This is a genomic window from Ruegeria sp. CH5 (assembly GCF_056537025.1).
The window spans coordinates 774,110-796,252 of the sequence record NZ_JBQFQT010000001.1; the positions used below are offsets into that span (position 1 = coordinate 774,110).

Here is a 22,143-nt window from a genome sequence, read left to right on the forward strand (position 1 = left end):
GGACTCCTGATCCAAGCTGCGGGATGGATGCATCTGACACCGGAACAAGGGGCTTCGCAATGGCTGAAAATCCACTGATCCACGATACCGACGCCGGAATCGAGCGGCTGCTGGAGATCATGCGCCGCCTGCGCGACCCGGTAACCGGCTGCCCGTGGGACATCGAACAGGATTTCGCCACCATCGCCCCCTACACGATCGAAGAGGCCTATGAGGTCGCCGACGCCATCGAACGCCAGGCCTGGGACGAGCTCAAGGGCGAGCTAGGAGATCTGCTGTTCCAGTCGGTCTTTCACGCGCAGATGGCCGAAGAGGCCGGGCATTTCACTTTTCAGGACGTGGTGCGCACCATGTCCGACAAGATGGTGGCCCGCCACCCGCATGTCTTCGGCGACGAATCCCGCGACAAGTCTGCCGAACAACAGACCCGCGACTGGGAGGCGATCAAGGCCGCCGAGCGCGCCGGAAAGGAACAGAAAGGCGCGCTGGACGGTGTCGCCGCCAACCTGCCCGCCTTGCTGCGCGCCTACAAGCTGCAGAAACGCGCCGCTCGGGTGGGGTTTGACTGGCCCGATGTCAGCCATGTGCTGGACAAGATCACCGAAGAAGCCGCCGAACTGACAGAGGCGCGCAACCAGATGGACGCCGACGCGCTCGAGGACGAATTCGGCGACCTGCTGTTCGTGATCGTCAATCTCGGCCGCCATCTGGGCATCGAGCCCGAGGCCGCGCTGCGCCGCACCAACGCCAAGTTCACCCGCCGGTTCGAACAGGTCGAAGCCCGGCTGGCCGCACGTGGCAAGACGCCGTCAGACAGCACGCTGGAAGAGATGGACGCCCTGTGGGACGCGGTGAAAACCGAAGAACACCGGGCAAATGGCAAACTCCCGCCGCTCAAGGCCGCAAGCGACGCCTGAAACCGCTGGACAAGCCGGGCCGCGCTTGCCAGTGTCCGCCCTTCAAGACCCCGGAGGCCCCATGACCGCGCGCGAGATCATCATCGACACCGACCCCGGACAGGACGATGCCGTCGCCATCCTTCTGGCCCTGGCCAGCCCCGACGAGATCGAGGTTCTGGGCATCACCGCCGTCGCCGGAAACGTGCCGCTGGAGCTGACTGCAAAGAATGCGCGCATCGTCTGCGAAATGGCCGGGCGCACGGACATTCCGGTCTTTGCCGGGTGCGACCGCCCGCTGAATCGCCCGCTGATCACCGCCGAGCACGTGCATGGCAAGACCGGGCTGGACGGCCCCGTCCTGCCTGATCCGCAGATGCCGTTGGCCGAGGGGCATGGCGTCGATTTCATCATCGACACACTGCGCGCGCAGGATTCCGGCACCGTCACCCTCTGCCCGCTGGGGCCGCTGACAAACATCGCCACAGCCTTCCAGAAGGCCCCCGACATCATCGGGCGCGTACAGGAAATCGTGCTGATGGGTGGCGCTTACTTCGAAGTCGGAAACATCACACCCACCGCCGAATTCAACATTCATGTCGACCCCGAGGCCGCTGATATCGTGTTCAAATCCGGCGTTCCGATCGTGGTGATGCCGCTGGACGTGACGCACAAGGCGCTGGTTACCAAACCGCGCAACGACGCCTTCCGCGCCCTTGGAACCAAGGTTGGAATCGCAGTGGCCGAGATGACCGATTTCTTCGAACGTTTTGACAAGGAAAAATACGGCAGCGAGGGCGCGCCCCTGCACGATCCCTGCGTGACCGCCTATCTGATCCGCCCCGAATTGTTCTCGGGCCGACACGTCAACGTCGAGATCGAAACCCAGTCGGACCTCACACTTGGCATGACCGTCGCCGACTGGTGGGGCGTCACCGACCGCAAGCCCAACACGCTGTTCATCGGCGACGTGGACGCCGACGGGTTCTTTGCCTTGCTGACCGAACGGCTGGCGCGGCTATGAGTGCCGCTCTGCGCCTTGCCCGCCCCGAGGACCTTGATCGCCTGATGGGCCTGGTCGCGGCCTTTCACTCTGAGGCCGGGATCGAACAGGACCCCGACCAAAGGCGCGATGCGCTGACGCCGCTGCTGGAAGGCATCCCGCATGGCTGCATCTATCTGATCGGCCCGTCGCGCGCGCCGCTGGGCTACATCATCCTGACCTTCGGTTGGTCGGTCGAGTTCGGGGGGATGGACGGGTTCGTGGACGAAATCTACATCCGGCCTGCAATTCGCGGCCGCGGAATTGCCACCGAGGTTCTATTGGACTTGCCCAAAGCGCTGGCCGGTGCCGGCCTCACGGCCCTGCATCTGGAAGTGGATCGAACCAACGAGGCCGCGCAGAAACTCTACCTTCGGACCGGTTTCAAACCGCGCGACCGTTACATGTTGATGAGCAAAAAGCTCTAGCGTGACTCGCCGCGGAAGATCAGCCCGGGATTGTAGTACATCTCTTGCACCGGATCGTTCTGCGACACCGGCTCGCCGGTGATCGGGTAGGTGTCAGGCCCTGCGCAGGCCGCCAGAACCCCGACGGAAAGCACGGAAATAACGAGAAGGATTCTTGAAGCGGACATCACGTTCTCCTTTTCTGCTGTACCGTCAAGCTACGCCCGACAACCTCGCACTTGTAGGAACAAGTTCACACATAATCACATTTATGCTTGCATTTTTTCTTCCTGCCTGAATCAAACCCTGGGGTAATGGGAAATTACCCTGCAATTCCATCGGATTCGGAAGAGTCACCCGTCAGTGACATTTCGAAGAACAACAGCTGGCCCTGGGCGATCTCGGGTATATCCGAATAGGCATCGCGCAGCTTGAACCCCAGCGACAGATACAGCCGAGTCGCCGCTTCCAGCGGTTTTCCGGTGTCCATCCGGATCATCTCGAACCCGTCTTTGCGGCACTGGGCAATCAGCGCCTGCATGATCGCACACCCCGCACCAGTGCCCCGAGCGTCATCGGTCACGAACACGCGCTTGATCTCGGCGATACCCGGACCGATCGTCTGAAACATCCCGCAGCCGACCGCCAGCCCGTCCAGCATCGCCAGCCGGGTCCCGCCCTTGGGAGGCATATGCTCGATTTCGATGGCGGACAGAACAGCTGCATATTTCTCGGGTGGATAGAACGTGTTCACGACCTGTCGCGACCGTTCATCCAGCGTCAGCAGGTAGGCGTGATAATCCCAACACAAACGCCGGACAGCATCGAACTGGTCCGGCGTTTTAGGTTCAACGATACTTAGCATGACGGACCCCCGGCCAATGTCGGGGGTCAGCCTAGCAGCTTGTGCATTACTTGCGAAGGATCGAACGCCCCGCGTATTCGGCGACCTCGCCCAGCGTTTCCTCGATGCGGATCAGCTGGTTGTACTTGGCCAGCCGGTCCGACCGCGCCAGCGAGCCGGTTTTGATCTGACCGCAGTTGGTGGCCACGGCCAGATCGGCGATGGTGGCGTCCTCGGTCTCGCCCGAGCGGTGCGACATCACGTTGGTATAGCGGGCGCGGTGCGCCATATCCACGGCGCGCAGGGTCTCGGTCAGCGAACCGATCTGGTTCACCTTGACCAGCATCGAGTTGGCGCAGCCCTTCTCGATCCCTTCGGCCAGACGCGCGGGGTTGGTCACGAACAGGTCGTCACCTACCAGCTGCACCTTGCCGTCCAGCTCGTCGGTCAGCGCCTTCCAGCCGTCCCAGTCATCCTCGGACATGCCATCCTCGATCGAGATGATCGGGTAGTCCTTCACTAGGGCTGCCAGATAGGCCACGTTCTCGTCGCTGCTGAGCGTCTTGCCCTCGCCCGCCAGAACGTATTTTCCGTCCTTAAAATATTCGGTCGCGGCGCAGTCCAGCGCCAGATAAATCTCGTCACCCGGCTTGTAGCCCGCCTTCTCGATCGACTTGAGGATGAAATCCAGCGCCTCGCGGGTCGAGGCGATGTTCGGGGCAAACCCGCCCTCGTCGCCGACGCCAGTGGCCAGCCCGGCGGCCGACAGTTCCTTTTTCAGGGTGTGGAACACTTCCGAACCCATGCGCACGGCCTCGCGGATGTTGCTGGCGGCCACGGGCATGATCATGAATTCCTGAATGTCGATCGGGTTGTCGGCATGTTCGCCGCCATTGATAATGTTCATCATCGGCACCGGCAGGACGCGCGCCGAGGTACCACCCACGTAGCGATAAAGCGGCTGGGTGGTGAAATCCGCGGCCGCCTTGGCCACCGCCAGCGAGACGCCCAGAATTGCGTTCGCACCCAGGCGGGCCTTGTTGGGGGTGCCGTCCAGCTCGATCATCGCGGCGTCGATCGCCACCTGCTCGGTCGCGTCAAAGCCCACCAGCTCTTCGGCGATCTCGCCATTCACGGCGGCCACGGCTTCAAGCACGCCCTTACCCATGTAACGGGACTTGTCGCCATCGCGCTTTTCAACCGCCTCATAGGCGCCGGTCGATGCGCCCGAAGGCACTGCCGCCCGGCCCATGGTGCCGTCTTCCAGAACCACGTCCACCTCGACGGTGGGGTTGCCCCGGCTGTCCAGGATTTCGCGTGCGTGGATGTCGATGATGGTGCTCATGATACCGGTCCCTGAAAATGCGTTCGGTTGCATGCCTCATACCAGCACGCGGGGAAAAGTAAACCGGGTCCGTTATCGCTAACACGCATATTTTCCGGCCTTTAGCGCCAACAGCGGCGTGTTTGCGCCAACAGGTCAGCAGACCGCCGGGGCCATGGACCGCGCGATGCGCCGTTCGCGGATGAACGTGTACATGCCCGACCCGATGATCAGAGACGCGCCGATCATGGTCATCAGGTCCGGCCGTTCACCGAACATCCACATCCCGGCCAGAATCGAGAACAGCAGCCGCGTATAGCGGAACGGCGTCAGGGCCGAGGCCTCGCCCACGCGCATTGCGGTCACGATCCCCAGATAGCCTAGAACACCGAAGCCAACGGCACCGACATAGGGTCCGATCTGCCCCATCTGTAGCGGCGCCAAAGGCTGCGCCGAGGTCAGCATCAGCACGCCGCCGGCAATCGCGACCGCCGCATAGGCCTGCAGCGCCACCACGGCCGAGGCCACCCGCGCGTCCAGCCGGCGGGTGATCAGGTCCCGCGCGGCAATCGCAATGACGCTGGCCACCACAAACAGAGCCTCCGGCCGAAACCCGTCCAGACCGGGGCGGATGATCATCAGAACGCCGATGAACCCGACGCCGATTGCGCTCCAACGGCGCCAGCCGACTTGCTCTCGCAGGAAAAGTGCGGCCCCCATCGTGACCACCAGCGGCATCGCCTGGAACACGGCCGCAACGGTCGACAGGTCGACAAGGGACAATGCGGTGACAAAGCTCAGCGCCCCGACCGCCTCGGTGCACGCGCGGATCACGAACAGCGGTTGCCAAGCGGCCGAGTCAAAGATCGGTTTGCGCGTGATGATGGCCATGGCGGCAAATACAAGTGCGCAGAACAGCCCCAGCACGATCATGACCTGACCGGTCGGCACGGTGACCGACAGATGCTTGATGAACATGTCCTCAAGCGTGAAGGCGGCCATAGCGCCGATGACCAGCAGGATGCCGTTCGCGTTGTTCATGTCGTTGCCTATTGATTTCGGGCGGCTTTATTGCCGCGTCGCAACGCAGAAGACCCGGATCGCGTCCCTGTGGCAAGCGCGAAGAGGGCTTCGAATCATGAATAGATTTTAGATGACCAATCGCTTTTGGTGATGTGTCCCGGCTGGGTCAGTCCTTGTCCAGCGGAACTCCGTACAATTCCAACCGATGACCTTTCAGACGATAGCCCAGCTTCGAGGCGATCTTTTCCTGCAGGGCTTCGATCTCGGGGTCCACGAATTCGATCACTTCGCCCGAGTTCATGTCGATCAGATGATCGTGGTGGTCGCGTTCGGCGTCCTCATAGCGCGCGCGCCCGTCGCCGAATTCCAGCCGTTCGAGGATGCCGGCCTCTTCGAAAAGCTTGACGGTGCGATAGACGGTTGCGATCGAAATGCCCGCATCCAGCGCCGAGGCGCGAGCGTACAATTCCTCGACATCGGGATGATCATCACTGTCCTGCAGCACCTGCGCGATGGTCCGACGCTGGCCGGTCATGCGCAGGCCTTTGGCTTCGCAACGCGCGATGATCGTGTCCGCCATGTCATCCCCCAGAATCCGTTCGGGTTTCTGTCTTAGTACGTCCGCGCGGATTTCGCCACTGCGATTTGCGCCCGCTGCGCTTCAGCCCGACAACCGCAGATCGGCCCAGACCGGCAGGTGGTCCGAGGCGATATGCGCGGGCCTTTCCCCGTGAACACCGTGGGCCAGCGCCTCGAGCCCGCCGCCCAGCGCGATCCGGTCCAGCGCCCCCAGCGGCTGCGCGGCAGGAAAGCTGGGCACCGGCGGCAGGAACCGCATGCCGGGGGCCAGGTGGTCCAGCACGGGCTGGCGTGACCATTCGTTGAAATCCCCGGCCCAGACCGTAGGCATCTGCTCCAGAGCGCGCTCATCCTGCCGCAGATGGACGATCTGCTGCCGACGCCACGCCGAGAACAGTCCCAGATGCATCCCCATCACCCGCAAAGGCCCAATATGGGTGTCGAACTCGACCCGGACCGCCCCGCGCGGCTCCAGCCCCGGCAGGTCGTGATGCGCGGCGCGGCGCACCTGAATGCGGTCGCCCCGCCAGATCACCGCGTTGCCATGCCAGCCCAGACTACCCGCACCGCCCAGATCGACGATCTTCCACCCAGCTTCGTCCAGCATGAAATGCGGCAGCGCCGCCGGGCGCGGCGGCAGGCGCTTGTCGGCCTCTTGCAGCACCACGATATCGGCGCCCAGCCGGTCCAGCACCTGCAGGATGCGCTGCGGCTGGCGGCGCAGGTCCAGCCCGACGCATTTCTGGATGTTGTAGCTGGCAAGGCGCAGCTTGGGCAAAGTGGTCATCGGTTTTCTACGGTTGTACCCCGTCAGGATTCGCAGGATCGCGCCCGGACGCAAGCCGATAGTTCAGCACAGTTGCCGAAACCCGCTCAGGTGCCGCAAAAGGTGGCATGCACCACCTCGTCCTGCGTGGGCGGGCGCCTCAGGTCGGCGGCGTCGGGCTGGTCGTCATAGGGCCGGGCCAGCACTGCGTTCAGCCGGTGGAACGGGGCATAGTCGCCCTGAACGGCGGCCTGGATCATCTGTTCGACCCGGTGGTTGCGCGGGATGAAGGCGGGGTTGGCCGCGTGCATCACCGCGGCCGGGTCCGCCTCGCGCGTCAGTCGCGCGCACCACCCCTCGGCCCAGCTGTCGAAAGCCGCCGGATCGGTGAACTGGTCCCGCGCCGCATCGCTGCCCAGCGCGCGGAAGGTATTGGTGAAATCGGCCTGATTCTGCGCCATCCGCGTCAGCAGGTCCGAGATCAGCGCAAGGTCGCCGTCCTCCTCGGTGGTCAGGCCGATCTTGGCCCGGAACCGGCGCAGCCAGTGCTTCTGCATCAAATCGGGCATGGCATGTACGATCTCGGTCGCCTCTTCCACGGCGGCCTGCTTGTCCTCGATCTGCTGGATCAGCGCCGTCGCCAGCTGCGCCAGGTTCCACACCGCGATCTCGGGCTGGTTGGAATAGGCATAGCGCCCCATCCGGTCGATCGAACTGTAGACGGTGTTCGGATGATAGCTGTCCATGAAGGCGCAGGGGCCATAGTCGATGGTTTCGCCCGAAATGGCGCAGTTATCGGTGTTCATCACCCCGTGGATGAAGCCCACCGCCATCCACTGCGCGATCAGCGCGGCCTGCGCGTCACGCACAGCGCGCAGCAGGCCCATCGGCCCGACGGCGTCCGGGTAGTGGCGCGCGATGGCATAGTCGGTCAGCCGCTGCAGGTCGGCGATCTGGCCGCGTGCGGCGAACACCTGGAACGTACCCACCCGCAGATGGCTTTGCGCCACGCGGGTCAGTACCGCGCCGGGCATCGGGCCCTCGCGCAGCACGACCTCATCGGTTTCCACCGCCGCCAGCGCCCGCGTGGTGGGAATGCCCAGCGCATGCATCGCCTCGGACACGACATATTCGCGCAGAACCGGCCCCAGCCAGGCCCGCCCGTCCCCCTGCCGCGAAAACGGTGTGCGCCCCGAGCCCTTGAGCTGAATGTCGCGGCGGATCCCGTCCGTGCCCACCACCTCGCCCAGCAGCACCGCGCGCCCATCGCCCAGCTGCGGGTTGTAATTGCCGAACTGGTGGCCTGAATACAGCTGCGCCAGCGGCTCGGCCCCGTCCGGCAGCGTATTGCCCGCAAAAACCTCGGCCATGTCCTGCGCGTCACCGGGCGAGATGCCCAGCACCCGCGCCAGATCGTCATTGAAGGCCACCAGCCGCGGCGCGCGCACGGGTTCGGGCGACTGGCGCGCATAAAAGGCGCCGGGCAGCCGGGCATAGGAATTGTCGAAGGGGATCGTCAGGGTCATGGCGCAAACATATGATCTGTGCGCAGTATTGCCAGCACCAAATCCCATCGCCGTGAAAGGCCCGCCATGACCGCCGACCAGATCATCGACCACCTGCAACTGCAGCCCCACCCCGAAGGCGGCTGGTATGCCGAGACCTGGCGCGCGGACAACACAGGCCGCCCCACCGCGACTTGCATCTATTTCCTGCTGAAACGGGGCGAGGTCAGCCACTGGCACCGGGTTGATGCGACCGAGATCTGGCTGTTTCACGCCGGAGCGCCACTGATCCTGTCGATCAGCGAAACCGATACCGGACCTGCAAGCGATCACATGCTGTCCCCCGACCTGAGCGCGGGCGCGCCACAGGTCATCGTACCCGCCGGGCATTGGCAGGCCGCCCGCAGCACCGGGGACCACACGCTGGTCAGCTGCGTCGTCTCGCCCGGGTTCCAGTTCGACGGGTTCGAATTGGCGCCGCCGGAGTTCGACATTCCCCGGGGTTAAACCTCAAGCCCTGCCGAACCATGCTTGAACTTGCCCTGCCCGATGCGGCAAGGTTCGCGTGTGTATGATTGAGCAAGGACGAGGGCGCGATGCGGCTGATCAAGACTTTGGTGACCGTGGCCGTGATCCTCGGCCTGGGCGTGCTTGGGCTGCGGTTGGCCTTTCCTCTGCCCGAGACCAATTTCTCGGAGCAGACATACCGCCAGCCGGCGGATTGGACTGGTCCGCTGGGCCAAGCCATCGAGCCGGCGATGCAGCGCAACCCCGGACTGGACGGCGTCCGCCCCCTCGGTCAGGGGCATACCGCATTTGCCGCCCGCGCCATCCTCGCGCGTGAGGCGGTCTCGTCCATAGATGCCCAATACTATATCTGGCAGGATGACGTGACCGGCCTGATGTTGCTGGACGAATTGCGTGCGGCGGCGGAACGGGGCGTGCGCGTGCGCCTTCTGGTCGATGACAACGGCATCTCGGGGCTGGACCCGCTTTTGGCTGAACTGGATGCCATGCCAACGGCCCATGTCCGCATCTTCAACCCGTTCACGCTGCGCAATCCCAAGCTGCTGTCCTATGTGTTCGATTTCGGCCGGTTGAACCGCCGCATGCACAATAAGTCCATGACGGTGGACGGTGTGGCCACGATTGTCGGGGGCCGAAACATCGGCGACATCTATTTCGACTACGGGGCCGGGACGCATTATCTGGATGTCGATACCATCGCGATCGGTCCGATCGTGGACGAGGTGGCCGAGTCGTTCGATGCCTACTGGAACAGCGGCTCGGCCTATGATGCCGCGTTGTTCCTGCCCGCTGCGACCGCCCCAAGCCTGAAAGCACTGGCCGAGGCCGCGCGCCAGACCGCGGCCGGGGCCGGATACCAAAAGGCGATCCGCGACAATGAACTGGCCGACCGCATCGCCGCCCGCGATCTACCGTTCGAATGGAGCGCGGTCGAACTTTTTGTCGATGACCCGGCCAAGGGGCTTGGAGAGGTCGAGGACGAGAACCTCATGGTCGAGCGTCTCATCGCCTTAGCCGAAAACTCCGAGACTTCGCTGGATCTGGTCTCGGCCTATTTCATTCCCGGTCCCCGCGGGGCCGAGCTGCTCGAACGGTTGGCGTCATCCGGGGTCAAAGTCCGGGTCCTGACCAATTCACTGGATGCGACCGATGTGATGCCGGTTCATGCCGCCTACATGGCCTATCGCGACGACCTGCTGGCAAGCGGGGTTCAGTTGCTGGAGCTGCGCGCGTTGCGCGACGAGCACAAGGAACGCAGCCTGCCCGAAATTCTTGCAGGCTCCGCCTCGGGCCTGCATGCAAAGGTTTTTGGCTCGGATGGCAAACGGATCTTCATCGGCTCATACAATCTGGACCCGCGTTCGGCCCGGCTGAACACCGAGATGGGGCTGCTGATCGAGAGCCCCACGATCGCGACAGATCTGGCCCGGCAACTGGACACGCCGGAATTTGCCTATCGCGTCGAGATGGACGATGACGGTGGGCTGGTCTGGGTTCAGCAGACCAAGGACGGGACGACCACGACCTTTGAAACCGACCCCAACACCTCTCGGTTCCAGCGCGGCCTTGCCGCCGTCGTCAGATGGCTGCCGGTCGAGTGGATGCTCTGACCACCGCTGGCGTCAGTTCAGGACCGCGATCGACAGGTTCAAAACAGTCGCAAACGCCACCCATGCCAGATAGGGCACGAAGGCCCATGCCGAAACGCGATCCACCGGGCGGACACGTGTGATGAACAGAACAATCACCACCAGCAGCGACAGGATCACGACCAATGCCAGCCAAGGTTGGTGCAGCACGAAGAATGCGGGCGACCACAAGAAGTTCAGGCCCAGCTGCGCCCACCACAGGCGCATCGCGGGCGATCCCCGGTCGCGTTCGAACTGCCGCCATCCCGCCATCGCGATCAGCACGTACAGAACCGTCCAGACCGGGCCGAACACCCAGCCCGGCGGGTTGAAGACCGGTTTGTTCAGGTTTGCATACCACTCCCCCGGCCCCGTCAGAGTACCGATCAGTATGCCGCCTCCCATTACCAGAACCAGAAATGCGATACGTGTCAGGGTCTTGGTCATGCCGGTTCCATCCGCAGGTGCACTGCCGCTCAGCAGGTCCCGACCGGTATAGCCGCGCGGGCCGCCGACGAAAAGACACCACGCTGCGGGTTCTTCGCGCTTTCCAGAGAGACCGTCGCGCCCTGAATCTCGGCCCCCGACACGGTGATCTCGCGTCCGCCGCCCGTGTCATCCACGTCGATCGTAAAGGCGATTTCCGCACCGGGCGGCATGGCACGGATGTCCAGATCGACCATTGACTGCCCGTCCTGAACCTGAGGCAACCCGTTCAGAAACTCGGACCCCGAAACCATTTCAAAGGGCTGAAATACTTCAACCCCTGCCCCCGCACCGGTGACATCAAAGATCAGCCCGCCCTGCGACGAGGACAAATCCAGACGCACCGTTGCAGCAGACAGGCTGCAATCGCTGGCGTTGCGAAGAACGAAGCGGTCCTTTGGCGCTCCCTCGACGAACTCAACCTGCACGTCGGCCATGGCGGGCACTGCGAGCATGAACGCGACGGCACACCCGGCCGCATTTTTGACAAGGGAACCGATCATCTTCATCTCCGGCGTTTTTGTGGCTACTGCTACAATTACGCCCGAGCGCCTTGGCAGGATCATTTTTCGCCGCGTTTCAGCGCGGTGCGCCCTGCGACACCCGGCTGACCGTTCCCCCGCCAACCAACGCCTTGACCCCGGTGGTGCCGGGGCAAGAGGTCGGCATCCCCCGCGCCACGCGCACCGCCAGATAGGCAAAGGCCTGCGCCTCAAGCATGTCGCCATCCAGCCCCACGGCCTCGACAGGATCGACCGGGCAGTCCAGCGCCACGCGCAGCATCTCCATCAAGACCGGGTTCCTGCGCCCGCCGCCGGTGACCAGCACCCGCGCGGGCGGTCTGGGGCAATGCTCCATCCCCTGCACCACCGCCGCCGCACTCATGCCTGTCAGGGTGGCGACGGCGTCAGCGTCGCTCAATTCCCTCACCAGGCCGATCATCTCGGCGAAATCGTTGCGGTCCAGAGATTTGGGCGGCAGTCGGTTGAAATAGGGCTCGGCCAGGAACAGCTCCAGCGCTCCGGTCTCGACCGTGCCCTGCCGGGCCAGCGCGCCGTCGCGGTCCATCGGCAGACCCAGGCGCGCCTGCACCAGATCGTCGATCGGCGCATTGGCCGGGCCGGTGTCAAAGGCCAGCAGCGCGCCGGGCGCCTCGGGCCCGTCAAAGGACGGGTCCACATAGGTCAGGTTGCCGACACCACCCAGATTCAGAAAGCACACGGGCGCCGTGGCCCCGACGTATTTTGCGCAGGCAAAGTGGAAGAACGGCGCTAGCGGCGCGCCCTCGCCGCCCATGGCCACGTCATCGCTGCGGAAATCCCAAACCACTGGCACACCCAGCGCGACCGCCAGCCCCTCGCCATCGCCCACCTGCAACGTGCCCTTTCCCCGCGGCTCGTGCGCAAGAGTCTGGCCGTGAAAGCCGATCAGGTCCACGTCCTCGAATTCCGACAGCAGCTCGGCATGGGCGCGGGTCACCAGGTCTTCGGCGGCGTGCACTTCGGGTCCGCTCCATTTTCCCAGCGCGGCGCGCAGCAGCTTGCGCTCGTCCTCGGTATAGGGCCTGTACGCGCTGTCGCCGAACCGCAGGATCTGCCGCCCGTCGGTTTCCACCACCGCCGCGTCGACCCCATCGAGCGAGGTGCCCGACATGGCCCCCAGTGCCCGCACTGCCCCAACTTTGCCTCGGGCCTTATTCATGGCCTTTTCCTTCTCTCGTTCGCCGCCTATAACGTGCCCCGCAATTCAACCCCGAGGCAAGACATGACGTATCACCCCAAATCGGATTTCATCGCCACGATGATCGAGCGCGGCTTTCTGGCCGACTGCACCGATTATCAGGGCCTTGACGATGCTCTGACAAGCGGGGTCCAGACTGCCTATATCGGGTATGACGCCACCGCCCAATCCCTGCATGTCGGGCATCTGATGAACATCATGGTTCTGCGCTGGTTCCAGAAGCTGGGGCACAAGCCGATCACCCTGATGGGGGGCGGCACCACCAAGGTGGGCGATCCGTCTTTCCGCTCGGACGAACGCCCCCTGCTGGGCCCCAAGCAAATCGACGCCAACATCGCCGGCATGCAGAAGGTGTTCGACAAGTACCTGTCTTATGACGACAGCGGCACCGGCGCGCTGATGCTGAACAATGCCGAATGGCTGGACGACCTGAACTACCTCGATTTCCTGCGGGACATCGGGCGGCATTTCTCGGTCAACCGGATGCTATCCTTTGAATCGGTGAAATCGCGGCTGGACCGGGAGCAATCCCTGTCGTTCCTCGAGTTCAACTACATGATCCTGCAGGCCTATGACTTTCTGGAGCTGAACCGTCGTTACAGCTGCATCCTGCAGATGGGTGGATCGGACCAGTGGGGCAACATCGTCAATGGCATCGACCTGACCCGACGCGTGCTGGATCATGAGATCTATGGCCTGACCACGCCCCTGCTGACCACCAGCGACGGGCGCAAGATGGGCAAAAGCCAGGGCGGCGCCATCTGGCTGAACGGCGACATGCTGTCGCCCTACGAGTTCTGGCAGTTCTGGCGCAACACTACTGACGCCGACGTGGGCCGCTTCCTGAAGATCTTCACCGAACTTCCGGTGGACGAATGCGACCGCATGGGCGCGCTGCAAGGGTCCGAGATCAACGAGGCCAAGATCCGTCTGGCCAACGAGGTGACGACACTGCTGCACGGGCCCGAGGCCGCGGCCAAGGCCGAGGCCACCGCGCGCGAAGTGTTCGAAAAGGGCGGTGTGGGCGGCGACCTGCCTACCCTGACTCTGACCGCCGAAGATCTGGGCGACGGCATATCGATCGTGCAGCTGATCGTGAAGTCGGGCCTGGCGAAATCGGGCAAAGAGGCCAAGCGCCTGATCTCCGAAAACGGCGCCCGTCTGGACGACGCACCGCTGACCGATGCGGGGCTCATGATCGACGCAGCGGCCCTTTCCTCGCCCATCAAGCTGAGCGCGGGCAAGAAGCGGCACGCGCTGGTGCAGCTGGGCTGAACCGCCTGCCCCCGAACACGACGGCCGCCTTCGGGCGGCCGTTTTTCTATCCGCGTTCGACCGAGCCCAGCGGCAGGTCCAGACCGGCCGGCGTCACGAACAGCTCGATCTGATCGCGCGACAGCGCCCAGTGATCGGCCGCCAGCTGCCCCGCCGCCGCCTCGTCGCGCGCCTCGATCGCGGCAATGATGGCGTCATGCTGGTCGCAGGCCAGAGCCAGGCTTTCGCCCATCCCGGCCTGACCCGGGCGGTAGAAGGTCATGCCAATACGCGCATGGTCGATCAGCAGCCGCTGAAACGACGGCAGCAGGTACACATTCGCCGCCATCTCGCCAGTGATCTCGTGGAACTGGTTGTTGGCCAGCGCGCGATCTTCGGCCGAGCTCGCCCGCAACGTTTCCCGAAACGCCGCCTGCGCCGCCTTCAACCGATCGATCTGGTCACCTGTCGCGTTCTGCGCCGCCAGCCGAAGCACCGCGCCATAGATCATCGGCGCCACCAGGAAGAAATCGCGCAGCGTGGCATAGGACATCTGCGACACCCGCGCGCCCCGGTTTTCACGCAGTTCAAGATAGCCCAGCCCGGCCAGATGCCGGAACACTTCGCGCAGTGGCGTGCGCGACAGGCCGAACGCCTCGGACAGCTGCGCCTCGTCCAGATCATCGCCAGGGCGCAGTTTCAGCGTCATCACCGCCGCCTTCAGATGCGCGGCCAGCGCCGCCTTGCGGCTTTTCGTGTCGTCTTTCATCCCCAACCTTCGCTTTGGTCGAATCGCGACACCCAGGATGTCGCCTCTGCTCTTGCCCGATAAAATGCAACTTGTACACAATCAGTCTGACCGCCCGTGATAGACTGAGCGCATGACCCGCCCGCAACATTTCTGTTTCATCCTCGTTCCCGAGTTCTCGCACCTGGCCTTCTCCTGCGCGGTCGAGCCGCTGCGGATCGCCAACTGGGTCAGCGGCGAGGAACTGTACCGCTGGTCCTTCGCCTCGGAGGACGGCGCGCAGGCGGTGTGTTCGAACGGGTCCGTGACACTGGTGCATGGCGGGTTGGCGGACCTGCCGAAATGCGACCAGATCTTTGTTTTGTCGGGCATTCACATGCGCGATCACGTCAGCCGACCCCTGCTGGCCGCGCTGCGCCGCGAACGGGCGCGCGGCACGGCCATCGGGGCGCTGTGTTCGGGTGCGTGGCTGCTGGCCGAGGCCGGGTTCCTGAACGGGATGCAGGCGGCGATCCATTGGGAATATCACGACGCCTTCATGGAGGCTTTCCCGGACGTGAATCTGGTGCGCAGCGTCTTCGTGGCCGATGAAAAGCACATGACCGCCTCGGGCGGCACCGCAACGGCCGACCTGATGCTGCACCTGATCGAGCGCGACCACGGGCAGGACCTGTCGATCGCGGTGGCCGACCAGATGGTCTACAACGCCGTGCGCAACGCGACCGCCGATCAGCGTGTGTCGCTGCAATCGCGCAACGGCATGCGCAACGCGCATCTGGCCAAGGCGATCCAGATCATGGCCGACCGCATCAACGACCCGATCTCGCCGGCGGTGATCGCCGAACAGATCGGCATCTCGACCCGCCAGCTGGAACGGCTCTTCGGCAAATACCTCAACGCCTCGCCCAAGAAATACTTTATGGAACTGCGGCTGGACCGCGCGCGCAACCTGTTGTTGCAGACCGAATCCTCGGTCACCGACGTGGCCTTTGCATGCGGCTTTGAAAGCCCGGGCCATTTTTCACGCGTGTACCGCGCCGCCTTCGGCGTCACCCCGATGCAGCAGCGCAGCCGGCTGGACTGATTCACTGCCGACTGGACAGGACGTGCCATCTCGGATTATTTGAACGAACGTTCAGATCACTGGGGAGGAGCCCGCCATGCAATTGTCCACCACCGCTGCCGTCATCACCGGCGGCGCCTCGGGCCTCGGAGAGGCCACCGCCCGTTACTTTGCCGAGAACGGCGCGCAGGTCACCATCCTCGACCGCGATGCCGAGCATGGCGCGCAGGTCGCGACCGAGATCGGCGGACATTTCGCCCAGACCGACGTGACGGACGAGAACTCGGTGGCCGCGGCCATTGCGCTGGCGATGGAGAAGATGGGCAAGATCACCGCCTGCGTGAACTGTGCCGGCATCGCCTATGGCATCAAAACCGTCGGCAAGGACGGCCCGCATCCGCTGGACGCCTTTCAGCGCACAATCGACATCAACCTGGTGGGCACCTTCAACGTGTCGCGTCTGGCCGCCGCCGAGATGGCCAAGAACGCGCCCGAGTCGGATGGCGCGCGTGGCGTGATCATCAACACCGCCTCGATTGCCGCGTTTGACGGACAGAAAGGTCAGGCGGCCTATGCGGCGTCCAAGGGCGGTGTCGTGGGCATGACCCTGCCGATGGCGCGCGACCTGGCCTCGACCGGGATCCGGGTGATGACCATTGCACCGGGCATCTTCATGACGCCGATGCTGGCCGGCCTGCCCGAAGAGGTGCAGCAGCAGCTGGCCACCGACGTTCCGAACCCCGCCCGCCTGGGCGACCCGCGCGAATATGGCCGGCTGGCCGGATTCATCGTCGAGATTGGCTATCTGAACGGCGAAGTCATTCGCATCGACGGCGCCCTGCGGATGCGCTGACCGTCACTGACGATTTCCGGCCCGGTCGATCTTCGTCCGGGCCGGCCATTTTCGTTTCGTACAAAACGGAAGACCTCCGTCCCGGGGCCGGTACAAAACAGACGAATTGGCTCAGCCCGCCTCGGCCTTCTCTTCCAGTTCCAGCCATTCCTCCTCAGCGGCGGCCAGCTTCTCCTGCCGCTCGACAAGGGCTTCGGTCGCCTTCTGGAATTTCACCGGCTCGCGGGTGAACAGCTGGGGGTCCGACATCAGTTCCTCCAGCTTGGCGATCTCGGCTTCCAGCCGCGCGATCTCGGCGGGCAGCTTCTCCAGCCGGTGCTTTTCGGAAAAGGACAGGCCGGCTTTCGGCTTGGCTTCCTGCTTGACCTTCGGCTTGTTCTCTTTTGATTTCTCGGACTTTTTCTCGACCAGATCGCCGCGCTGCGCGACATAATCCGACCAGCCGCCCGCATAGACGGTCGCGCGGCCGTTGCCCTCCATCGCTATGGTGGTGGTCGCCACACGATCCAGGAAATCCCGGTCGTGACTGACCAGCAGCACCGTGCCGTCATAGTCGTCCAGCAGTTCCTGCAACAGGTCCAGCGTCTCGACATCTAGGTCGTTGGTCGGTTCGTCCAGCACCAACAGGTTCGACGGTTTCGCCATCAGCTTGGCCAGCAGCAACCGCGCTTTTTCGCCGCCCGACAAGGACTTGACGGCCGCTCTGGCCTGCCGTTCGTCGAACAGGAATTCCTTGAGATAGCCGACCACATGCTTGGGCTGGCCGCGCACCATCACCTGATCGGCCTTGCCCGAGACGCGCATCTCGGGGTCGCCGGTCAGGCTGTCCCACAGGGTCATCTCGTGGTCCAGCTGCGCGCGGGTCTGGTCGAAGACCGCGATTTCCAGATTGGTGCCCAGGCTCACGGTGCCTTCATCCGGCGCGACCTCGCCCAGCAGCATCTTCAGAACGGTAGTCTTGCCAACGCCGTTCGGACCGACAAAGGCCACCCGGTCGCCGCGCTGTACCAGCAGGTCCAGGTTGCGCACGATGGGCTTGCCGTCGAATGCCTTGCTGAGACCGCGTGCCTCGATCACCTTGCGCCCCGATTTCGGACCGGAGTCCAAGGACATGGCCGCCGACCCCTGACGCTTGATCTGCGCGGCGCGTTCGGCCCGCAAGGCCTGCAGCGCCCGCACCCGGCCCTGGTTGCGCTTGCGGCGGGCGCTGATCCCTTCGACAGCCCAGCGGGATTCGGACTTGATCAGCCGGTCCAGCTTGTGGCGTTGCTGATCTTCCTCTTCCCAGATCTTGTCGCGCCAGGCCTCGAAGGCCTCGAACCCCTGCTCCTGCCGGCGCACCTCACCGCGGTCGATCCACAGTGTTGCCCGGGTCAGCGCCCGCAGGAACGCGCGGTCATGCGAGATCAGGACAAAGGCCGCCCGTGTCGCGCCCAGTTCACGCTCCAGCCAGCCGATGGCCTCGATGTCCAGATGGTTGGTCGGCTCGTCCAGCAGCATCAGGTCGGGGGCCTCGGCCATCAGCTTGGCCAGAGCCGCGCGCCGCCTTTCACCGCCCGAGGCGGTCTGAACCGCGCGCGAGGGATCGAATTTCAGCCCCTCGCCGGCTCGCTCCACCTTGTACAGTTCACCTGGTTCCAGCCCGCTGGCCGCATAATCGCCCAGCGTGGCAAAGCCCTCCATCGTCGGGTCCTGCTCCATGTAGTCGACGGATTTGCCGGGCGGCACCACGATCTCGCCCCGGTCCGGTTCGACCAGACCGGCCATGACCTTCATCAGGGTGGATTTGCCCGAGCCGTTCCGCCCGACCAGCGCAACGCGGTCGCCGGGCTGAACCACCAGGTCCAGGTCGGAAAACACCGGCTCGCCCCCGAAGGTCAGCGAGATACCGGACATCTGCAACAAAGGAATACGTGCCATAAGCGCCAGCTAAACCGGCAGGCATTGGGCGTCAACGCCCCAGCCTCACCTTTTGACAGCAGCGCGGCTTCAGCCCGCGATCATCCGCAAGAGGCGTTTCCGCGCCGCGGGAATCGCGCCGATCTCGACACCGGTGAAGACATGCAGCGTGTTCAGCTGGCGGTCCACCACCGCATGATCGCTGACCCAACCACCCATCAAAAGATAGGTACGCAGCAACGGCGGCATGCGCAGCATGGCCTTTCTGGCATCCGGGCGGCGCCGCAGCCGCGCGGCAAAGCGGAACACGTCCGGCGCCTTGACCCGCGGCAACCAGCGCGTGGGCGCAAGGTGGCGATGTTTAAGCATCGCGAAGGCATCCAGATATTCCGCAGTCTCAGTCCCTGCGAAGGACGAGCATCCGAACAGCAACTGGACGCCGTTGCGGTCGACGAAGGCCGTCATCGCGCCCCAGGCCACCCTCAGGATATCTGGATCCGTCCAATCGGGATGGATGCAGAACCGCCCCATTTCCACCATGCGTCCATCAAAGCTCTGCAAAGCGGAAAGGTCATAGAACTGGGCCGAATAACTGCGGCTGATTTCGCTGCCGCTGTCCATGACCAGCATCCGGAAACAGCAGACCAACTGGTCGCCTGCCTGCGAATCCTCGACCAGAACATGGGCGCAGGTAACGTCGAAGTCGTCCCGATCCGTCTCGGCTGTTCGGAATGCAAGTGTACGAAGCTTCTGGGCCGCCCGCACGTCCTCGGGACACCGCGCCAGGCGCGCGCGGTAGCGGCCCTTGTCCAGCAAAATATCATCGGCCATGGTCGCATCCTCCACGGTTTCTCACCGATTGCGATCTGCCTGATCCCATGCACCAATAGTGTGACCGCCGTGTGAAGCTTTCAACCGGCGGCCGGAAATTAGCTGGCTCCCGGGATGTTCGACGGGCTGAATTGGCCGATGTTGCCCAGCAGCTGCCGCAGGAAGCCTTTGTCCTGAACACTGGAGTCCGTCACACGGCGATCCAGCACGATGACATAGCCGTCTTCGAGACCGAATTTCTCGATATTGCGGACGACGCCACGCTGGTCAAAGCTGATCGCTACCAATTCACGCGAGACGACCTCGGGGCGTTTGGGGCCATAGTGGCGTACGCGCGACGCCACATAATAGAAACCCGAATCCTTCAACACACCTGACGAGCTGGGCGCGCCAGCCTTTTCCAGAACCGTGTCGCGGGTATCGACGCCAACCTTGATCTCGGCCAGCTCTTCCGGGGTGGGGATATAGCCGTGTTTCTTGTAGACCGGGGTACAGGCAACAGCGGTGGCCAGAACAAGCGTGCAGGCAACCGCCCTGGACGCCGGTTTCAGCCTGTTCAGTACTTTCAACATGTTCACCCTCTTGCCTTGGTCCCTTGCGGCTTCTATCCGATTACAGAAACCCATGCCCCGGTTCAACACAGGAAAGGGTCACAATGTCCGACCTCTCAACATTGCGCGTCGCCGATCTGCCTCAAAACAGCCCGACCGCGTTCGAATTGCGCCCCTCTGCCCGGCAACTCGAGGAAATTCGTGATGCGTTGGGCCTGCTCGGGCTGCGCAAGCTGAGTTTTGTCGGCGAGCTGCGCGCGCAGGGCAAGCGTGATTGGGTGTTGACCGCCAAGCTGGGCGCGACCGTCATTCAGCCCTGCGTGGTGACGCTGGACCCGGTCACGACCCGGATCGAGGCCCCGGTGCGGCGCATTTTCCTGGCCAATTGGACCGAACCGGACGAACCCGAGTTCGAAATGCCCGAAGATGACGAGACCGAAGCCTTGGGCCCGGAAATCGATCTGGACCAGGTGATGCGCGAGGCGCTGTCCCTTGCGTTGCCCCAATACCCCCGGAAAGACGGCGCACATCTGGGCGACGCGAACTATACCGAACCGGGCAAACAGGCGATGACCGACGAGGATGCCAAACCCTTTGCCGGGCTGGCGTCCCTGCGTGACGCACTTAAAAAAGACGAGTGACAGGGGATCGATTTCCTGTCATAGCAGGCGCTCAGAAAAATCGCTTGAACATGTCGAGAATCGCAGTATTTTCGCGCGCTCATCGGAATTTGGGTTGGACATCGCGGGGCTTGTTCCCTAAACGCACGTCACACCACGAGAAAACGAAGAATGAAACCCGGCCTGCAGCGAATCTGCTGGCCCTTAGTAGACAAAGGTTGAGACCATGGCCGTCCAACAGAACAAAGTTTCCAAGTCGCGTCGCAACAACCGCCGCGCACACGACGCTCTGGTTGCTGCAAACCCGAACGAATGCGCGAACTGCGGCGAGCTGAAGCGCCCGCACCACGTTTGCGCAGCATGCGGCCACTATGACGATCGTGAAGTCGTCGCTCAGGCCGACGACATCGACCTGGACGAAGACGCGGCCTAAGCCTGATTGAACGCAGGTTCTGGCATGACAGCGCAGCCCACGCAGACCGGAAAGATCATCATCTCGGTTGACGCAATGGGCGGGGATTCAGGTCCCGGCGTGGTCGTGGCTGGAATCGCGAAGTCAGCAAAGAAGAACCCCGAGGTCGGATTTCTTCTGCACGGCCCGAAAGATGTGCTGAGCAAGCTTGTATCGAAACGGCGTGTCCTCGACGGACGCGTCGTTTTTCGTGATTGCCCGGACGTGGTCACGATGCAGGACAAGCCCAGCCAGGTGGTGCGCAGCGGCAAGAACACCTCGATGTGGTCGGCGCTGGAATCGGTGCGTCAGGGCGAGGCCCATGGTGCCGTCTCCTGCGGCAATACCGGCGCGCTGATGGCGCTGTCGATGATGCGGCTGCGCAAACTGCCCGGGGTGAACCGCCCCGCCATCGCGATTCTGTGGCCATCCCGCAACCCTCAGGGCTTCAACGTCATGCTGGACGTGGGCGCGGATGTGCGGGCCGACGCCAAGGATCTGCTGCAGTTCGCATTGATGGGCGCCTCTTATGCGCGCAACGGCATGGAACTGACCCGCCCGCGTATCGGGCTGCTGAACGTTGGCACCGAAGAGCACAAGGGCCGCGCCGAACTCAAGGAAGCCCATGCCCTGATCACCGACTTCGCGGATCAGGCAAACTTTGATTTCGTGGGCTTCGTGGAAGGCAGCGACATTCCCGGCGACAAGGCGGATGTCATTGTAACGGATGGGTTTACCGGAAACGTCGCCATCAAGACCGGCGAAGGCACGGCCAGCCTGATCGGTGACCTGCTGCGCGAGGCCTTCAAGTATTCGCCCCTATCCCGCCTGGCCTCGGTTCTGGCCATCACCTCGCTGCAGCGATTGAAGAAACGCATCGACCCGCGCCGCGTCAACGGCGGGGTCTTTCTTGGCCTGAACGGCACTGTCATAAAATCCCACGGAGGCGCCGACGCCACCGGCATGTCGGCCGCGATCAAGCTGGCTTTCACCCTGGCCAAGTCCGGCTTTGCGGAAAAATTGGCAGCACGGGTTGCATCCACGGCTGAGCTTGAACAAGATGCGGCGCAATCTGCGCTGCAGACCAAATAAGAACAAAGAAGGC

The 22,143-nt window shown here is 63.5% G+C and carries 25 protein-coding genes; 11 read left to right on the top strand and 14 right to left on the bottom strand.

Translation table 11 applies throughout. From position 1 onward, the window contains the following. Nucleotides 1-59: 59 nt before the first annotated feature. The 3 genes from mazG to ACR0JC_RS03795 all read left to right on the top strand — a co-directional run bounded on the left by mazG (nt 60) and on the right by ACR0JC_RS03795 (nt 2,366). Nucleotides 60-917: a nucleoside triphosphate pyrophosphohydrolase gene (gene mazG / locus ACR0JC_RS03785; RefSeq protein WP_170338768.1), complete on the top strand. Its 858-nt coding sequence runs from the start codon at nt 60-62 to the stop codon at nt 915-917. A 61-nt stretch (nt 918-978) separates the two neighbouring features. Continuing rightward, nucleotides 979-1,920, top strand: coding sequence for a nucleoside hydrolase (locus ACR0JC_RS03790; protein WP_170338766.1), 942 nt, complete (start codon nt 979-981; stop codon nt 1,918-1,920). Beyond that, the gene (locus ACR0JC_RS03795; RefSeq protein WP_170338765.1) at nt 1,917-2,366 is read left to right on the top strand and encodes a GNAT family N-acetyltransferase; all 450 of its coding nucleotides are present in this window, start codon (nt 1,917-1,919) and stop codon (nt 2,364-2,366) included. Before ACR0JC_RS03790 ends, ACR0JC_RS03795 begins: the two co-directional genes overlap by 4 nt. Here ACR0JC_RS03795 and ACR0JC_RS03800 read toward each other — a convergent pair. The 7 genes from ACR0JC_RS03800 to ACR0JC_RS03830 all read right to left on the bottom strand — a co-directional run bounded on the left by ACR0JC_RS03800 (nt 2,363) and on the right by ACR0JC_RS03830 (nt 8,407). Then, nucleotides 2,363-2,533 carry a hypothetical protein gene (locus tag ACR0JC_RS03800; protein ID WP_170338259.1) on the bottom strand — a complete coding sequence of 57 codons (171 nt, stop codon included), beginning with the start codon at nt 2,531-2,533 and terminating at the stop codon, nt 2,363-2,365. The genes ACR0JC_RS03795 and ACR0JC_RS03800 overlap by 4 nt on opposite strands. 134 nt (nt 2,534-2,667) lie before the next feature. Next, a complete protein-coding gene (locus ACR0JC_RS03805) occupies nt 2,668-3,210 on the bottom strand; it encodes a GNAT family N-acetyltransferase (protein ID WP_170338762.1) in 543 nt (180 codons plus the stop codon). Between the two features lie 46 nt (nt 3,211-3,256). Continuing rightward, entirely contained in the window at nt 3,257-4,534 is a 1,278-nt protein-coding gene (gene eno / locus ACR0JC_RS03810) for a phosphopyruvate hydratase (RefSeq protein ID WP_170338760.1), read from the bottom strand. Nucleotides 4,535-4,669: 135 nt separating this feature from the next. After that, the gene (locus ACR0JC_RS03815) at nt 4,670-5,554 is read right to left on the bottom strand and encodes a DMT family transporter (RefSeq protein ID WP_170338758.1); all 885 of its coding nucleotides are present in this window, start codon (nt 5,552-5,554) and stop codon (nt 4,670-4,672) included. Nucleotides 5,555-5,702: 148 nt separating this feature from the next. Next, the gene (locus ACR0JC_RS03820; RefSeq protein ID WP_093962302.1) at nt 5,703-6,116 is read right to left on the bottom strand and encodes a Fur family transcriptional regulator; all 414 of its coding nucleotides are present in this window, start codon (nt 6,114-6,116) and stop codon (nt 5,703-5,705) included. Nucleotides 6,117-6,197: 81 nt separating this feature from the next. After that, nucleotides 6,198-6,902 (bottom strand): endonuclease/exonuclease/phosphatase family protein, encoded by a 705-nt coding sequence (locus tag ACR0JC_RS03825; RefSeq protein ID WP_170338756.1) that lies wholly within the window; start codon nt 6,900-6,902, stop codon nt 6,198-6,200. A gap of 86 nt (nt 6,903-6,988) precedes the next feature. Further along, the gene (locus ACR0JC_RS03830; RefSeq protein ID WP_170338754.1) at nt 6,989-8,407 is read right to left on the bottom strand and encodes a protein adenylyltransferase SelO; all 1,419 of its coding nucleotides are present in this window, start codon (nt 8,405-8,407) and stop codon (nt 6,989-6,991) included. A 66-nt stretch (nt 8,408-8,473) separates the two neighbouring features. Between ACR0JC_RS03830 and ACR0JC_RS03835 the strand changes: the two genes are divergently transcribed. Both ACR0JC_RS03835 and ACR0JC_RS03840 read left to right on the top strand, forming a co-directional pair. Beyond that, nucleotides 8,474-8,893, top strand: coding sequence for a cupin domain-containing protein (locus ACR0JC_RS03835; protein WP_170338752.1), 420 nt, complete (start codon nt 8,474-8,476; stop codon nt 8,891-8,893). Nucleotides 8,894-8,961: 68 nt separating this feature from the next. Continuing rightward, nucleotides 8,962-10,524, top strand: a complete 1,563-nt coding sequence (locus ACR0JC_RS03840; protein ID WP_254430703.1) for a phospholipase D family protein — start codon at nt 8,962-8,964, stop codon at nt 10,522-10,524. 12 nt (nt 10,525-10,536) lie between these two features. Here ACR0JC_RS03840 and ACR0JC_RS03845 read toward each other — a convergent pair whose 3' ends face one another. The 3 genes from ACR0JC_RS03845 to ACR0JC_RS03855 form a co-directional block, all read right to left on the bottom strand. After that, nucleotides 10,537-10,989, bottom strand: coding sequence for a TspO/MBR family protein (locus ACR0JC_RS03845; protein ID WP_170338750.1), 453 nt, complete (start codon nt 10,987-10,989; stop codon nt 10,537-10,539). Between the two features lie 29 nt (nt 10,990-11,018). Next, the gene (locus ACR0JC_RS03850; RefSeq protein ID WP_170338748.1) at nt 11,019-11,531 is read right to left on the bottom strand and encodes an aggregation factor core; all 513 of its coding nucleotides are present in this window, start codon (nt 11,529-11,531) and stop codon (nt 11,019-11,021) included. A 76-nt stretch (nt 11,532-11,607) separates the two neighbouring features. After that, nucleotides 11,608-12,729 (bottom strand): anhydro-N-acetylmuramic acid kinase, encoded by a 1,122-nt coding sequence (locus tag ACR0JC_RS03855; RefSeq protein ID WP_170338746.1) that lies wholly within the window; start codon nt 12,727-12,729, stop codon nt 11,608-11,610. A 63-nt stretch (nt 12,730-12,792) separates the two neighbouring features. Here ACR0JC_RS03855 and tyrS point away from each other — a divergent pair, with 63 nt between their 5' ends. Beyond that, nucleotides 12,793-14,043, top strand: coding sequence for a tyrosine--tRNA ligase (gene tyrS, locus ACR0JC_RS03860; RefSeq protein WP_170338744.1), 1,251 nt, complete (start codon nt 12,793-12,795; stop codon nt 14,041-14,043). 46 nt (nt 14,044-14,089) lie between these two features. On the opposite strand, the gene ACR0JC_RS03865 is transcribed toward tyrS, so the two are convergent. Beyond that, nucleotides 14,090-14,791 carry a GntR family transcriptional regulator gene (locus tag ACR0JC_RS03865; protein WP_170338742.1) on the bottom strand — a complete coding sequence of 234 codons (702 nt, stop codon included), beginning with the start codon at nt 14,789-14,791 and terminating at the stop codon, nt 14,090-14,092. A 112-nt stretch (nt 14,792-14,903) separates the two neighbouring features. Here ACR0JC_RS03865 and ACR0JC_RS03870 point away from each other — a divergent pair, with 112 nt between their 5' ends. Continuing rightward, nucleotides 14,904-15,854 (top strand): GlxA family transcriptional regulator, encoded by a 951-nt coding sequence (locus ACR0JC_RS03870; protein ID WP_170338740.1) that lies wholly within the window; start codon nt 14,904-14,906, stop codon nt 15,852-15,854. Between the two features lie 76 nt (nt 15,855-15,930). After that, nucleotides 15,931-16,686: a 3-hydroxyacyl-CoA dehydrogenase gene (locus tag ACR0JC_RS03875; RefSeq protein WP_170338738.1), complete on the top strand. Its 756-nt coding sequence runs from the start codon at nt 15,931-15,933 to the stop codon at nt 16,684-16,686. A 111-nt stretch (nt 16,687-16,797) separates the two neighbouring features. Here the strand turns inward: ACR0JC_RS03875 and ACR0JC_RS03880 are convergent, their stop codons facing one another. From ACR0JC_RS03880 to ACR0JC_RS03890, 3 genes are all read right to left on the bottom strand, one after another. Continuing rightward, complete coding sequence (locus ACR0JC_RS03880; RefSeq protein WP_480763270.1) at nt 16,798-18,606, bottom strand: ABC-F family ATP-binding cassette domain-containing protein; 1,809 nt, start codon at nt 18,604-18,606, stop codon at nt 16,798-16,800. A 69-nt stretch (nt 18,607-18,675) separates the two neighbouring features. Next, nucleotides 18,676-19,416 carry a GNAT family N-acetyltransferase gene (locus ACR0JC_RS03885; protein ID WP_170338736.1) on the bottom strand — a complete coding sequence of 247 codons (741 nt, stop codon included), beginning with the start codon at nt 19,414-19,416 and terminating at the stop codon, nt 18,676-18,678. A gap of 98 nt (nt 19,417-19,514) precedes the next feature. Next, the gene (locus tag ACR0JC_RS03890; RefSeq protein WP_093962985.1) at nt 19,515-19,988 is read right to left on the bottom strand and encodes an outer membrane protein assembly factor BamE; all 474 of its coding nucleotides are present in this window, start codon (nt 19,986-19,988) and stop codon (nt 19,515-19,517) included. Nucleotides 19,989-20,071: 83 nt separating this feature from the next. Between ACR0JC_RS03890 and ACR0JC_RS03895 the strand changes: the two genes are divergently transcribed. The 3 genes from ACR0JC_RS03895 (at nt 20,072) to plsX (ending at nt 22,130) form a co-directional block, all read left to right on the top strand. After that, nucleotides 20,072-20,608, top strand: a complete 537-nt coding sequence (locus ACR0JC_RS03895) for a YceD family protein (RefSeq protein ID WP_170338734.1) — start codon at nt 20,072-20,074, stop codon at nt 20,606-20,608. A gap of 205 nt (nt 20,609-20,813) precedes the next feature. After that, on the top strand, nt 20,814-21,020 hold the full coding sequence (rpmF, locus tag ACR0JC_RS03900) for a 50S ribosomal protein L32 (RefSeq protein WP_093962313.1): 207 nt from the start codon (nt 20,814-20,816) through the stop codon (nt 21,018-21,020). Between the two features lie 24 nt (nt 21,021-21,044). Beyond that, complete coding sequence (gene plsX, locus ACR0JC_RS03905) at nt 21,045-22,130, top strand: phosphate acyltransferase PlsX (RefSeq protein ID WP_170338732.1); 1,086 nt, start codon at nt 21,045-21,047, stop codon at nt 22,128-22,130. Nucleotides 22,131-22,143 lie beyond the last annotated feature (13 nt).